This window comes from Mariniflexile sp., assembly GCF_052728615.1.
Genome location: NZ_JBFVFE010000082.1, coordinates 1 through 13,778 on the forward strand (window position 1 = coordinate 1; position 13,778 = coordinate 13,778).

Annotated in this window: 14 protein-coding genes and 1 other RNA gene; 7 read left to right on the forward strand and 8 right to left on the reverse strand. The window is 32.8% G+C overall.

All coding sequences use genetic code 11. The features are described 5' to 3' along the window. Window positions 1–221: 221 nt before the first annotated feature. The gene (locus ACU1LP_RS18145; protein WP_445736980.1) at window positions 222–620 is read left to right on the forward strand and encodes a hypothetical protein; all 399 of its coding nucleotides are present in this window, start codon (window positions 222–224) and stop codon (window positions 618–620) included. Here ACU1LP_RS18145 and ACU1LP_RS18150 read toward each other — a convergent pair. From ACU1LP_RS18150 to ACU1LP_RS18165, 4 genes are read right to left on the reverse strand one after another with little or no spacing between them, the layout of a single operon-like run. Next, on the reverse strand, window positions 551–922 hold the full coding sequence (locus tag ACU1LP_RS18150; protein WP_445736981.1) for a DUF1801 domain-containing protein: 372 nt from the start codon (window positions 920–922) through the stop codon (window positions 551–553). The genes ACU1LP_RS18145 and ACU1LP_RS18150 overlap by 70 nt on opposite strands. 21 nt (window positions 923–943) lie before the next feature. Beyond that, window positions 944–2,623, reverse strand: coding sequence for a hypothetical protein (locus ACU1LP_RS18155; RefSeq protein WP_445736982.1), 1,680 nt, complete (start codon window positions 2,621–2,623; stop codon window positions 944–946). Next, the gene (locus ACU1LP_RS18160) at window positions 2,623–4,125 is read right to left on the reverse strand and encodes an AAA family ATPase (RefSeq protein ID WP_445732884.1); all 1,503 of its coding nucleotides are present in this window, start codon (window positions 4,123–4,125) and stop codon (window positions 2,623–2,625) included. The genes ACU1LP_RS18155 and ACU1LP_RS18160 overlap by 1 nt, the downstream gene beginning before the upstream one ends. Window positions 4,126–4,127: 2 nt before the next feature. Then, entirely contained in the window at window positions 4,128–5,210 is a 1,083-nt protein-coding gene (locus ACU1LP_RS18165; RefSeq protein WP_445736983.1) for a DNA cytosine methyltransferase, read from the reverse strand. 329 nt (window positions 5,211–5,539) lie between these two features. On the opposite strand from ACU1LP_RS18165, the gene ACU1LP_RS18170 reads away from it, so the two are divergent. The 5 genes from ACU1LP_RS18170 (at window position 5,540) to ACU1LP_RS18190 (ending at window position 9,320) form a co-directional block, all read left to right on the forward strand. Beyond that, on the forward strand, window positions 5,540–6,148 hold the full coding sequence (locus ACU1LP_RS18170; RefSeq protein ID WP_445736984.1) for a hypothetical protein: 609 nt from the start codon (window positions 5,540–5,542) through the stop codon (window positions 6,146–6,148). A 246-nt stretch (window positions 6,149–6,394) separates the two neighbouring features. Continuing rightward, on the forward strand, window positions 6,395–6,688 hold the full coding sequence (locus tag ACU1LP_RS18175; RefSeq protein WP_445732749.1) for a winged helix-turn-helix domain-containing protein: 294 nt from the start codon (window positions 6,395–6,397) through the stop codon (window positions 6,686–6,688). Window positions 6,689–6,978: 290 nt separating this feature from the next. Further along, entirely contained in the window at window positions 6,979–8,355 is a 1,377-nt protein-coding gene (gene creD, locus ACU1LP_RS18180) for a cell envelope integrity protein CreD (protein ID WP_445732750.1), read from the forward strand. 279 nt (window positions 8,356–8,634) lie between these two features. After that, a complete protein-coding gene (locus tag ACU1LP_RS18185; protein WP_445732751.1) occupies window positions 8,635–8,943 on the forward strand; it encodes a hypothetical protein in 309 nt (102 codons plus the stop codon). A 2-nt stretch (window positions 8,944–8,945) separates the two neighbouring features. Then, window positions 8,946–9,320: a ribosomal maturation YjgA family protein gene (locus tag ACU1LP_RS18190; protein ID WP_445736985.1), complete on the forward strand. Its 375-nt coding sequence runs from the start codon at window positions 8,946–8,948 to the stop codon at window positions 9,318–9,320. A gap of 539 nt (window positions 9,321–9,859) precedes the next feature. Here the strand turns inward: ACU1LP_RS18190 and ACU1LP_RS18195 are convergent. From ACU1LP_RS18195 to ACU1LP_RS18210, 4 genes are all read right to left on the reverse strand, one after another. Then, window positions 9,860–10,642 (reverse strand): SDR family NAD(P)-dependent oxidoreductase, encoded by a 783-nt coding sequence (locus tag ACU1LP_RS18195; protein WP_445736986.1) that lies wholly within the window; start codon window positions 10,640–10,642, stop codon window positions 9,860–9,862. A 21-nt stretch (window positions 10,643–10,663) separates the two neighbouring features. Then, entirely contained in the window at window positions 10,664–11,869 is a 1,206-nt protein-coding gene (locus tag ACU1LP_RS18200) for an NAD(P)-dependent oxidoreductase (protein WP_445732754.1), read from the reverse strand. A gap of 311 nt (window positions 11,870–12,180) precedes the next feature. Further along, on the reverse strand, window positions 12,181–12,393 hold the full coding sequence (locus ACU1LP_RS18205) for a hypervirulence associated TUDOR domain-containing protein (RefSeq protein WP_445732755.1): 213 nt from the start codon (window positions 12,391–12,393) through the stop codon (window positions 12,181–12,183). Window positions 12,394–12,403: 10 nt separating this feature from the next. Then, complete coding sequence (locus ACU1LP_RS18210) at window positions 12,404–12,823, reverse strand: DUF1801 domain-containing protein (protein ID WP_445732756.1); 420 nt, start codon at window positions 12,821–12,823, stop codon at window positions 12,404–12,406. A 255-nt stretch (window positions 12,824–13,078) separates the two neighbouring features. Between ACU1LP_RS18210 and ssrA the strand changes: the two genes are divergently transcribed. Next, window positions 13,079–13,486, forward strand: a transfer-messenger RNA (tmRNA) gene (gene ssrA / locus ACU1LP_RS18215). The last annotated feature ends 292 nt before the right edge of the window (window positions 13,487–13,778 follow it).

A 13,778-nucleotide genomic window follows, 5' to 3' on the forward strand; every position in this document is an offset into this window, starting at 1 on the left:
CGCATAAGGGACTTGCACCCTATAGATTAATTATTTACCTTTCAGTAAATAAAAGATGCCCATGCTGGGCACACACACCGTATAAAAAAAATTGCTAGTTTTAGCTAAACCAAAGTTAGTTGCCCGTTTGCTAGCTTCTGATTTTCCTTCGGAAAATCCTCGCACACAAACACGCAACTTTCCTTATACATAAACGTTACCCACAAGTTGAACAAAAACCTATGACATCAATTTTAGCCCAGACGATATCGCTTACTTCATTTGGAAATGAATATTTACTAAACGGAAAATTAAAGGAGTTTTTTCCAAAACATTCTTCATTTGAGCATTGCAGCAGTGTTCAATTTATTGCTAATAAGAAAAAAACCTTTTTTAGCACTAAAAAAGAAATGAGAATAGCCGAAAATCCTGAATTTTGGTTTGAACTTCTAAAAAAAGAGAACTGTAAAAAATTAAGATTATACTTTAAGACCTCAAAGTTAGACGACCATAAATCCGCTGGTGCTGTTGGAGGTGGCGGAAATTGGTTTATAGAGGCTGTATATAAAAATTATTCAGACTTTTGGATAAGCATCAGGCATTCTGAAGCTGCATCCAACAATTCAATAAAATTTTCTTGATCTAAATCTTCTAAATTTTTGAGTTGTATGGAACGCACTTGTTTTCGTTTGTTGTCATTTTTCAAAATGGGAAAGTCTTTTTCAAACAAAATACCTTGTACAAAAGCCACGTCAACATAATGGGTTCCTTTTAAAACATTCAAATAAATCATGGGCTTTTTATGGCAATTATAAAACGGAATTTTATAACTGTACCGCTCCTCTACTTCTGGCAATGTATTTAAAATCACACTTCGCACATAAAGCATGATGGATTGAAATGGTTCTTTCTGGTCTAAAAAATACGCGTCTACGGGTTTCACTTTTCGAAATAATTTGATGGCTTACCTAATTTCATATTCTTTAAATTCAGTCAACAAACTATTCAGAGTTTCATCCCCAGAATGTCTAGCTAAAATCAATTTATTTTCTTTGGTCAAAAAACATTTACCATTAACTAATCTAAAATTGTCTTCAATAAAACTATCAAAGTCCATTTTTTGATATTCATAAAGTTGAAAATTCGATTTACTTTGGTTTGAAAAGAAATCAACAAAATTACTCCTAAACTTCCCCTTTGTTTCTCCTCGAAATTTTTCAATAGTCTGAATCCCGAATTGAGAATATGATTTTAGCACATATAAAAAATTAATTTTATATTGATGAACAAAAAGAGTATCTCTATCAAACAATCTATTTTCGAAATGAAAAGATTTGACAATTTTTCCTTTTTCTTCTAATTCATTATCATCAAAATTTTTATAGTCATTAATATACCCATAAATAAAGAAATTAGGTGTAATATTATAGCCTTCAGTTAGTTTATCTCTATATCGAATATTAGGTTTATAGTACTTACTTTCTGGAGTTTCATTTAACAAATCGATATTATATTGGATTACATTTTTCGCATAAGTAAACTGCTTATACTTTGATACTTTTCCCGCTGTATTGTCTGATTTATAATATTTTGAATCTCCAATATAAAAGATGTCACTAGTATCAAGTAATGATTGATAATCGAAAATGTGGTCAATTATTTTTCCATCATCATTGTATTTTAAATGCTTTAAGGTGGTGCCATCAGCCGTTTGTTTATCAATAATTGGGTCTGAAAATAGTTTGTCAATCATATCTTCAAAAACAAGATTATAATTATTCACAGAAATGAATTCCTCCCTTTTCTTGTTAGTGCTACTGGTATCTGTTTGCGAAAAATAGATTTCACATAAATGGTACATTTTTTTTAATGTATCATTAAAATAGCGATACTTAATTTTTCTTAATTTGCGCAAACCATTACTTTGCAATAATTTGAATTTAGAATCTTTGATTAAGGAATAGGATTTATCAATTTTTATATACAAATTATGCTCAATGTTAAAATGATTTAAAATCGAAAAAAAGTAAATCAACAGTTCCTCTTCTGTGTTTACAGCTTTCCTCCTGTTTCTGTAAATATTATAAATCGGTTGATTGTCTTGAGTGATTAGCGGAATCGACTTGCGAATAGTTTTTTCCCATTTAGGCTTTCTTACTTGCTGCGATTTAAACTCAATATGTTGAAATAAAATATAATTTTTGTTCTTTTTGTAGAAATTCACAAAACTTAATAACAAGTCTAAATAAGAATATTCTTTGTCATTTAAATTGGTGTTTAAATTGGCTGACAAGGAACTCTGAACAATTGTTGATAGCTTGTTTCTGCGTTTAAATTCTAAAAGACTATTGTAAAAATAAACAGATGTTTGTCTTATCCAGTTGTATTCATCTTTATGTTTAAAGGTTTCCGAATTTTCTAAATCAAAAAGTTTGTCTTTATGAATCCCAAAAACGGTTGCTTCGCTATTAGCCATAAAAACTTTGGGTAACATGTAAATGAGTTCGCCTCTTTCGTAAGAATGATAATAACCAACAGATAATATAGTTGCAATCTGACCTTCTTGATGATAAAATTTTGGATCATCAAAAATTCCTTTAAGTAACTCTAATGCATATGTTTCTCCTTCTATCAGGATTTTCATTAGATAGTTGCTTTTACTGTAGTACCTACATTTAATACTTCTAAAATTTCTTTTATCTTATTTATTCCATTCGATTGAATGGGAAAAAAATCTTCATAAGTAGTTTTATTTTTAAAAATGCTGTGTTCTTCCATTTCATCTTTAAAAACGTCATTCCATAGATAAAAAACCGCTTTGTTTATAAATGTTTCAATGTCAATGCTCTCTAATTCAGGTTTAATAAAATAATTACCTAAACACTTATCCATACCCAAATTATCATTTAACTTAATCATATTATTTACTTCTTTAATGAAAGATAACCAAGAAAAAGATTCATTATCAGAAAGCTTTACATTGTATTTTGAAGAACTATTGTTTTCTGAATCCTCGTAGTTAATAGGTATATATTCCCAATCCCATCTTCTTTTAAATGCACTATCCATTGGAAATAATGACTGGTCAGAAGTGTTCATTGTCGCCAGAATGTTAAGATTTGGGGGAAGTAATAATTTCTCCGAATCAATGTTTTCGTTTTCAGATAATTGTGTTGCTAAATACTCTTTTAACTCTTTTGATGGCGTAATTTTATAATCGTTAGTTCTATCCAATAATTGAAAAATATCGCCAAATATTTCGGCACAATTGCCTCTATTTATTTCCTCAATTACTAAATAATAATCTTTTTTAAGGTCATTCCAAGCTTTTACGTAGATATTGGCAAAAGCTTGCGGAACAAATTCATATCTTATATTTTCTCCGTTCATTGTTGGTTTATATCCACCAACAAATGATGAATAATCATATTCAGGGTGGAATGTAATTCTTTCTACTCTGCCAGCTTTTTCTGCAATTGCTGTGATTTCTTCGACTTTGTGTGATTTACCTGTTCCTGGTGCGCCGTAATATATTTTTTGAATTAAGTTTTTATCTGTTAAATTCAAAGAAAAATCAGTTTTTTCAATTGAATACTCTTGACTAAATTCAAAATACGAACAAATTTCATCTTCTTTATTGAATAAATAAACTTTTGTTTTCGTAGTATGAAGCAGTAGTAGTTTTATAGTTGTACTATACGTATTATTCCAATTTTTGAAACCAATTCCATTGCCAGCAGAACCCAACTCTGATTCAATATAAAAATTTGTTTTAAGATGTTGTTCCTTTGCTATTGAAAAAATAGAATTAGAAAAGTCATCATTATCTATTTTTGCTTCTTTTTTATAATTGCTTTCAATTTCATTATTTATAAAATCTAAGTCATTAAGAATGTTTGAAATGGAGAAGTAGTTTTTAATAGTTATATTATTTCTATTAGATTTATTTTCTCTTTTATCTTTTAAAATTAATGGAAAAAACTTTCCGAAATCTTCAAATAAATTTGTATTTACAAAAAAATGATTTTTATCTCCACCACTTCCAATTTTTCTGTTAACTGGAACGAATTCATCATTGGTTTTATCAGTTGATAATATTAAAGTTGCTTCATAAATCTGATTTTCTACAGTTATATACTTTTTCATTTTTATAGATTATTTAAAAAATTAAAGATGGATTTAGCAATTGCCTTACCTAATCCAACGGGAACACTATTTCCAACTTGTCTAGATTGTTCTGATTTACTTCCTAAAAAAAGATAATCATCTGGATAACCTTGCAATCTTGCCATTTCTCGAATAGTTATTCTTCTATGCTCTGTAGGGTGATAATAATGGTCACAGTTATTGTGTACAATTGTGTAACTTTCTTTTTTACTATGCAATCTTCTCATTGCCCTATTTAAATCACTATTGTTTTGAAGTTTTTCTGGGCAATCTTTCATCGATCCACCTTCCGGAATGTATTTAATACGTTTTAGGTTTAAGTCTGTGATACTGCTTACTTTATGATTGGGATTATTTTTAGATATAGGTTTATCTATGATAATTTCCCCTACGCTTACATAGCTATCTTCGTTATGGGTCGGTTTAGGGAATTCAAATTTTTTATTAATATCATTTCTAACTCCAATTATTATCATTCTTCTTCGGCTTTGTGGAACTCCATAATCTTTAGCGTTAAGAAGACTATCGTATAGAGTATACCCACAAGCCGTCAACTCTTTTTTGATGAGTTTAAAGACTTTGCCTTTTTCCATTGTTACCATTCCAGAAACATTTTCCATTAAAAACATTTTTGGTTGTACTTCATTAATAATTCTTGCATATTCTTTAAACAATTGATTTCTTGGGTCATCAAAAGACCTTGCAGGATTTGCCGTAGAGAATCCTTGACAAGGTGGCCCGCCGATAATTATATCTGCATTTGGTAAATTTTTTAATTTTGATATATCCTCACAGATGATATGATTGCCAATGTTATGAGCATAGGTCTCACAAGCAGAATAGTTAAAATCATTTGCGAAAATGATTTCAAATTTACCAGTTGCTAAAAAACCCAAATCTAATCCGCCACTACCGGAAAATAAAGAAAGTACTTTCGTTTTATTTAATATTTCTTCTTCCCCATTATGTATCCAACTTTTTCTTTCTTCAAATTCTAAAACTTGAGGCTCTTCAACCTTTTGCAATAAAATAGATTCTTTTTTTTTGTATGAATTATTAGCCATTAAATTTCTGTATTCTTTTGTGATGAATTTTTGTATAAATATTTCAAAATTTGTTATCTCTTACTCTAAGCATTGTATAGATTAATACTTTCGTTGTTTGTTAAAGTTAATCCGTTTTACCTTATTTCTTTATATTATAAAACTTGTTTTATTCGTGTCACTTTTGAATTCTTTAATTCAGTCCACTAAAATAAACAAGATTTTTTTATTACCCCATTAAATTAGCCTCATAATAATTGTTCGATTTTTCTCTTTCCCCAAACTTAACAAAAAATTATGATGCCCATTTCAAAAATATTTATTTACTTTGTAATTCAAAGTACTTTTATATGGAATCAAAAGATTATTTAAAAGACATCAGCGAAATAAAGAATATGATGAACAAATCATCGCGGTTCATTTCGCTCAGTGGTCTATCGGGAATCATGGCTGGTCTGTATGCGCTTATTGGTGCCGCAATTGCCTATTATTTAGTGATGAATTTTAGCTACGGAACTTTAATGCTTGATGGACAAATATTTAGATTATGTGTATTTATTTTATTGATGGTGGCTCTATTAAGTATTGTTACGGGTATTGTTTTAACCACCAGAAAAGCCAAAAAGCATGGTGCCAAAATTTGGGATGCCACGTCTAAACGCTTGGTCATCAATTTTTTAATTCCATTGATTGCGGGCGGACTTTACATTTTAATCATTTTAGGTCAGGAAAAATATGGGCAAACCGGGGGCTTGATGCTTATTTTTTACGGACTGGCATTGGTTAACGCTTCAAAATACAGTATTGGAGATATCCGTTACTTGGGGTTTATTCAAATTATTTTAGGTTTAATAGCCACTCTATTTCCGGGTTATGGCTTTTGGCTTTGGGTTTTAGGTTTTGGGGTGATGCATATTATTTATGGAACTTGGATGCACTTTAAGTATGACTTGAAATAGTTTACAGTCGCAGTCGCAGTCGCAGTCGCAGTCGCAGTCGCAGTCGCAGTCGCAGTCGCTAAAGAAATGAAAAATATTAGAATGAATTATTTTATCACGAAAACTTGTTAACCAATTAACATATAACTCTAGAGTGAAAAGTTTACGATTTTTATAAACTAATAAACCCATAAACAAATAACCTTAAAATGATATGAGTGAATTCGTGGCAACTAAAATAAGATTCCTGCTTTCGCAGGAAGAAATATGAGCATCATAACCAACATAAATAAAGTATTCGATAACCGCATTAGATTGGGCATCATGTCTATTTTGATGGTGAACGAGTATGCCGATTTTAACATGCTCAAAGAACTTTTGGATGTTACCGATGGCAATTTGGCAAGCCATACCAAAGCATTGGAAACTGCCGAATATATAAAAGTCGAAAAACAATTCATCGGTCGCAAACCAAACACGCGTTACAGCACCACCAAATTGGGCGAACTTGAATTTAAAAAACATATCGATGCACTCGAAAAATTAATTAATAAACATTAAAAACACCATCGTTCGGTAAAGAATCAAGACCGCTTCGCTGTTAGAATATAGACTTGATTGTTACTAACCGATAAACAAATTAATGCTTTTTTTAAATTTTTGAAATTCTAAATTATTATTAATGATTTTAAAACTAAAGGTTAAAAGCCTGATTATTGAACGAAACATCTTAAAAATAGAACAAACGAAAGTCCGTAAACATTTTATCGGACAACACTGATTAAGAAAAAAAACTTAAATTTTTTTAACTTTTTACTTTGAAATACAAAGTACTTTAAACTATATAAATCATGGAAAACACAAACACACCCCCACAAAACAAATTCGGAAATTGGTTAAAAACGTCTATTACTGCCAGAATGCTCATGGTCGGGTTTTTGGTCATTATTCTGCTCATTCCTCTAACCTACATCAGCAGTTTAATTAGAGAACGATCTCAACGACAAACCGAAGTTATTGCAGAAATAAATCAGCAATGGGGCAATGAAGTCCTCATTTATGGCCCCATATTAAAAGTACCTTACAAAACTTTCAATGAGAAAACGGTAACGGACAAAATCACAAAAAAAGTGTACACCGAAACTATTGAGGAAATTAATGACGCCTATTTTTTCCCAGAAAAACTAAACATCAATTCCAATATCAATCCAGAAGAGAAGAAACGGGGCATTTATACCACAGCCGTTTACAACAGTAACATGACCATTTCTGGAACCTTTGTGAAACCCGATTTTAGCGACATAGAAATAAACGATAAAGACATTCTTTGGGACAAAGCAAAAATAATCATTCAATCTTCCAACGTAAAAGGTGTTAACGAAGCCAGCCTAAAGGTAGAAGGAACAAATTATGGACTTACCTCCAAATATAACGGACAAAAAAACTACGCTTATAACGCCGTGATACTTCATACGCTCGAAACTAAAAATATTGATAAAAATCAGTTACAGTTTCAAAAACCATTAACCTTCAACATCAATCTTAACATTAAAGGCAGTGAGCAAATCCGATTCGTCCCCACAGGAAAGCAAACCGAGGCCGAAATAAAATCCAATTGGAAAACCGCTAATTTCTTTGGTGAGTTCTTACCTTATAACGACGACAAAGTAAGCGAATACGGGTTTGATGCCAAATGGAAAATTCTGGATTTGAATCGTCCTTTTTCCCAACAACATTTTAATGGCATCCCAGACTTAAAGGAATTTGCTTTTGGCGTTAACTTTATGATCCCGGTGGACGAATACCAAAAGAGCGAACGCTCCGCTAAATATGGTTTTCTGGTCATAGGGCTCACTTTTTTAATATTCTTTTTAATCCAAACTTTAAGCAAAATCGACATCCATCCGTTCCAATATTTAATGGTTGGGTTGGCACTCACCATGTTTTACACGCTTTTGGTGTCCATTTCAGAGCACAGCAACTTTCTAAAAGCCTATCTAATTGCCGGTAGTTCGGTTATTGCTCTCATTACCTTATATTCAAAATCAATCCTGAAAACATTTAAGTTCCCACTATTTATCGGGGCATCATTAACAGCGCTTTACACCTTTATTTATGTCATCATTCAATTGGAAAATTATGCGCTTTTGGTGGGCAGTATTGGTCTGTTTTTAATCTTGGCAATCGTTATGTATGTATCACGGAAAATAGATTGGAACAACGGATGATTTTATTGGTTGGTAGTGTGGGCGTTACCCCGAAAAGGGGTCGCGCTTTACACTATATCTTTTGTTTTTTTTTAGGAAAAACAAAAGGATGCCGTTCCAATCGCTAACGCATACTGCATCCTAAGAATCTTTGTGCAACTTCGTGTAAAACTTAGTGAAGCTTTGTGAAATAACTATGACACAAAATACACAAAGAAGGCACAAAAATCACAAAGCAAAAAACTACAATGGCGTTTGACTGGGACGTTATTTTCAATCACTGAAAACTAAGAACTAAATATGAAAGATTTAATATTCTTTGGAAAATTAATCGCTTTCCTAAGCTTTACTTTAGGAACTGTACTACTGGCCCTTTTTTTATATTTTGAAAAATCTCCTGATATTGGAAATTTAGGATTTTATTTTATAACATCAGCACTTGTGGTAAACTCACTTCTTTTTTCCGTCAATGCCATTGCAATCTTGATAGATAAAAAGCACAGAATAGAACTTCTTAAAACCTGTGGCATCATGCTATTCAATATTCCCATTGCGCTACTGTACTTGTATATAATAATTTACGCTGTCGAACTGAATTCAAAATTTTAAAAATGACACTACAATTCAATAAAGCATACGCCATAATTTTCATCGCCATTTTAGCCATTGAAATACTAATAGCCACCTTTCTAACCCATGGGTTTATACGCTATACCTTTGGCTATTATTTGGTGGTCATCCTACTCTACTGCTTTATCAAAGGTTTTTTAAAAGTGAGTTCTATCAAAATTGCAATCGGCGTTTTATTATTTGCTTATGGCATCGTGTTTTTACAACTCATAAACTTACTCGATATGCTGGATTTAAACAACAATCATTTAGCTAAACCCATATTAGGAAGTACCTTTAATATATCAGACCTTGTTGCTTATACTTTAGGAATTATGACTGTTTTAATTATGGAAATCAGACCTGTCAGGTTTTAAAAACCTGACAGGTCTTAAACAGAACAAACTATGAACCATTTAAAAATATTCTTTTTTACACGATTTAAAATCTTTTCATTATTAAGTATGTCCATAGTTTTCAGTATAATATTTCTAATGGTTAGAATGAAGTTGACACATTCCTTTTTCTTCTTGTTTTTAGTATGGAATTTATTTTTAGCCGTCATCCCTATTTTAAAAATTTGAAAACACAAATTTGAGGTTTTCCTCTCCTTGGAGGGTTAGGGGTGGGTTTTTAATAATTCAAAATCCTAATTCAAACAAAGGCATTATTTTCTTTAAGGTTCAACCCACCCCTCCCCCTCCCAAGAGGGGAAAGTTACGTGTGGTATTTAAATCTAAGTAATTTATCATATCCTGTACAAGTATGTATTCAAATTTGGTTTTCAACAGTTTTAAACCGGTTCATCATTTTCAACCACACCTAAATTATGAAGCGTGGTTATTCACTCTAATATCCGGAACATTTTTAAGCGTGTGCTATTGGATATTCAAAACCTTATTAAACAGGTAATATATTACCCTTCCCTATTCTTATCTTGAATGCTTCTTACTATGGAAGTAGCTCTATTTCGGGTTAAAAAACGAGGTAAAACAGCCAAAAATTTATTAAACCTTCCGGGGATTGCCACCGTTTTTCCTTTTTTCATGGCATTATAACCATACTGCGCCACTTTAAATGAGCATCCCATATTGAAACTGATTTTGTTATTTGTTGTGTTTCCAGAAACAACATTTTGGAAATCTGTTTTAGTAGGCCCAGGACATAAGGCTGTTACCGTAACGCCCGTGCCCTTTAATTCGTTTGCTATGGCTTCAGAAAAATAAAGCATATACGCTTTTGAGGCGTAGTAAATAGACATTAAAGGCCCTGGTTGAAAGGCTGCCAAAGACGACACATTCAATATTTTCCCAGAGTTTTGTTTAAGCATGCCATCCAGCACCAACTTTGTAAGGTGTGTAGTTGTTAAAATATGCAAATGCAACATGTCCGATTCCCGTTGCCAATCGGTATCTGAAAACGTTCCGAACAAACCGAAACCTGCATTGTTTATTAAAACATCAACGGAAACAACATCAATCTCTTTAACAATTTCGAGGGCAACATTGGGTTTACTTAAATCCTTAATTATAATATCAACAGAGCATTTGTACTCGCGATGTAATTCCGATTGTACTTTTTTAAGATTGGTTGCATCAATATCTACAAGTATCAGGCTATAGCCATCTTTTGCCAATAATAGCGCTAGTTTATATCCCAATCCGGAAGCAGCTCCTGTAACTAAGGCAGTTTTTTTCATTTGTAACATTATGCCCTAAAATTATTCTTTTCCATCTACATAATCTTGCAAATAAGAAAATTTTTCCGTGAGTTTTCCGTTTTCGGTCATTTTAGCACGTTTTAAAATACCATCTGCATCACCATTAAAAAATGCAGGCAAAACATGCTGTAAAAATTGTTCCCCAAAACCTTCACTGGCATCTTTGGGGAGTTCGCATGGTAAATTATCTACCGCCATCACAACAATGGCTTTATCATCTTTATAGTCAATTTCGGTTTCTGATTGTGGATCATAACCATAAATAGGATCTGCAATGGTTGATGCTCGCAGGGTTGTTGCGACCGGTCCATTAACATCGCAACTAATATCGGCGACCACTTTTATGTTGAAATCGGAAGATTTGACATCATTACGAGTATATAAATACGGCGCACCATCACCATAAAAATGGCCAGCGATGTAATAGTCGGTTACTTTGGCAAAACGCATAAAATCGGATTTGTAATCTTCAGGATTATTAAAAAAATCATACATATCGATCACGTTTCCATCGTTGCGTTTGTTATAATCAAGCACATCTATTTTGCAATACACAGGTTCGCTAAAAGATTTACTCAAATAATCTTCTACCGAAACGCTTTTAATGTACATGGCATCCAACATTTCTTGGGAGCCATGGGCTACTTTGCCACTACCGGTAAGCAGTATTTTAATATTGGGGATCGAAATATTGTTTAACTGTTCGATTATGGCGGTTTGGTCGTTTAAAGTTTCTGCCTTTGGCAATTTATATGAATTATATTTTAATCCCCACGCTCTAAACCCATTATACGTGCCAACAATACCTGCATAACGACCAAAACCTATTAAACGAAATCCTTTTTGATTGACGATGGTTTCATGGTCATACAATTCAATATTCTTTTCTAAAATGGCTTTTAGAAGTTTTCTGTTATAAGGTTGTTTTTTGATAGTGTGCGAAAAGAAAAAGTATTTTTTGTTGGGGATAAGATTTTCAATAGGAACTTCTTTGACGCCGATAAGCACATCACAATCTGACATATTGTTTGTTACCTCAAATCCTAAGGCTTTATATTGTTCATCTGAAAACACACGAATATCTGATGATTCCACTTTAAAAATGGCTTCAGGAAATTGCTTTTTTGCTTCCGCTAATTTTGATGGTGAAAATACCACACGACGGTCTGGTGGCGTTTTGCGTTCTTTGATGATGGCGAATTTCATTGAAATATTTTTTTTATTTCCGCGAAGGCGGAAATCTTAAGATTATACCTGTATCCATAATTTTAATATATATCAAAAATACCAAAGGTTATTACTTTTGACCCCTCCGCCTATCGGCACCTCCCCTTGAAAAAAGGGGAGGAATTCCCTCCGAGCATCGACATACCAAGACTCGGCACAAGCTCTATCCGCGAAAAAAGTGAAGACCTATTGAAGTAGCTTGTTTTATTTATTTGAATTTAATTAAATTTTTAATAACAGGCGACGAATGCACGAATTTATCAAAAGACTGACTTCTTCAATTTAAATCATCAATCTTCACGTTTCACTTCACTTTCACTTTTCAAAACGTAATCACCATCTTCTTGTTGAATATATAAGGCTTTATTTCCTTCTTCGCCGTTTCTGGTTACCTCATTTCCTTTTATTGTTTTGGTAACTTTTTTTGTATAGGTTTCTTGAACTTTTCCTTTGGCAGTTCCAGTGCCCCATTTCCATGAAACCTGTGTTCCCTTTTTAATCATCCTTCTTTTATTATGCCCCCAATAATGGCAAATGTTTTACTTTGTGATAGGTCAATGCCAGTAAAATGCAATGTTTCAATTCGGTTTCAGGAATTTTATCGTTCAGTTGAAACACAATGGCCCTGTTTCCTTCAAATTCAAAAACAGCTTTATAAATGATTTTGAACGTTGCAACTAAACTAGAGGAACATGAAAAATACATGGCATATTGATTGGGATTTTTTAGTTTCCAATCCATTCTTAATGTGCTTCCGTATTTGGTAACATAACTGGATTCGCCCCATTTAAGGGTTTCTTCAAGTTTGTCAAGACCTTCAATTTCGGATGCTACCTTTAACACTAATTTCCGCAGATGATGTAACTTTGGTTTTACTTCTTTTGGATACGCATTAAAAACCGCTTCAACTTTTGGATTACTTACCAATTCCATATATTGTTTGCTGACACGAATTAATTTGGTATAAATTTTGCACTAATTTAACAGATTTTGAATGGTTATGCAAACTTTTTAAAATACCTTTACAGCCCGCGTTAAGGATTGAGGCATTGTTGGAGCTCTTTTTTGTTTTTCACAAAAAAAGCGACTGCCGAAAGCCTGACCCTCCCGATAGTTATCGGGATGGGTAACGCCATAATAAGAAGATTACTTTTCTATTAAATAAGATTCCTGCATACGCAGGAATTTGGGGTCGACTGGTTTTGACAGCGAGATTAATTGGATGGTAAGCACGTCGTGTAATGACTTTGAAACACGTAAAAGGCTAGGTCGAACTTTAAACGGCGAGAATAACTACGCTTTAGCTGCATAATCTGAATAAAGTAAGATTAGCCTAGGTACACAAGGTGTACAAGCTTTATGTCTCCGGAAAGCCTTGGTTAACGGCGTTCCTCCCGATTTTATCGGGGTTGAGGCATCGTAAATGTTGACATAGGAAGTGAAATGCTTTGATTTACTTTTGAAACTAAAGAAGATAAGTGATGGATAGGTTGTCTTTAACCAGTTCATCATCGAAAACCCAAGAAAAGAATAAACGTGTAGAAAGCCTTTTGGTTACTTGTTTGGACCCGAGTTCGAATCTCGGCGACTCCACAATTAAGCGTAACTTCGTTACGATTTGAAACATAAGAAGTGCAACAAGTTTACTTGACTGCACTTTGTTGTTTTAAAGCGTCTGGACTGAAAGGACAGGAAGTTACATTTACAAAATGGGATGTACTAGAGAACAACGAAGTTAATCTCGGCGACTCCACTTAAGAGAACAACTTCAATTAATTTAGAAGTTGTCCTCTTTTTTTATTTTCTAAATGATTAACTCATGTTACGCATAAAAAATCTCAAAGAAAGGATTTATGCGGCCTTGCTTGTTGATAACTTTTTAAGTTCG

Excerpts from the sequence above, each read along its gene's own strand:
- ACU1LP_RS18145 (WP_445736980.1), top strand. The coding sequence starts at position 222 with ATGACATCAATTTTAGCCCAGACGATATCGCTTACTTCATTTGGAAAT.
- ACU1LP_RS18155 (WP_445736982.1), bottom strand. The coding sequence starts at position 2,623 with ATGAAAATCCTGATAGAAGGAGAAACATATGCATTAGAGTTACTTAAA.
- ACU1LP_RS18160 (WP_445732884.1), bottom strand. The coding sequence starts at position 4,125 with ATGAAAAAGTATATAACTGTAGAAAATCAGATTTATGAAGCAACTTTA.
- ACU1LP_RS18165 (WP_445736983.1), bottom strand. The coding sequence starts at position 5,210 with ATGGCTAATAATTCATACAAAAAAAAAGAATCTATTTTATTGCAAAAG.
- ACU1LP_RS18170 (WP_445736984.1), top strand. The coding sequence starts at position 5,540 with ATGGAATCAAAAGATTATTTAAAAGACATCAGCGAAATAAAGAATATG.
- ACU1LP_RS18175 (WP_445732749.1), top strand. The coding sequence starts at position 6,395 with ATGAGCATCATAACCAACATAAATAAAGTATTCGATAACCGCATTAGA.
- creD (WP_445732750.1), top strand. The coding sequence starts at position 6,979 with ATGGAAAACACAAACACACCCCCACAAAACAAATTCGGAAATTGGTTA.
- ACU1LP_RS18185 (WP_445732751.1), top strand. The coding sequence starts at position 8,635 with ATGAAAGATTTAATATTCTTTGGAAAATTAATCGCTTTCCTAAGCTTT.
- ACU1LP_RS18190 (WP_445736985.1), top strand. The coding sequence starts at position 8,946 with ATGACACTACAATTCAATAAAGCATACGCCATAATTTTCATCGCCATT.
- ACU1LP_RS18195 (WP_445736986.1), bottom strand. The coding sequence starts at position 10,642 with ATGAAAAAAACTGCCTTAGTTACAGGAGCTGCTTCCGGATTGGGATAT.
- ACU1LP_RS18200 (WP_445732754.1), bottom strand. The coding sequence starts at position 11,869 with ATGAAATTCGCCATCATCAAAGAACGCAAAACGCCACCAGACCGTCGT.
- ACU1LP_RS18205 (WP_445732755.1), bottom strand. The coding sequence starts at position 12,393 with ATGATTAAAAAGGGAACACAGGTTTCATGGAAATGGGGCACTGGAACT.
- ACU1LP_RS18210 (WP_445732756.1), bottom strand. The coding sequence starts at position 12,823 with ATGGAATTGGTAAGTAATCCAAAAGTTGAAGCGGTTTTTAATGCGTAT.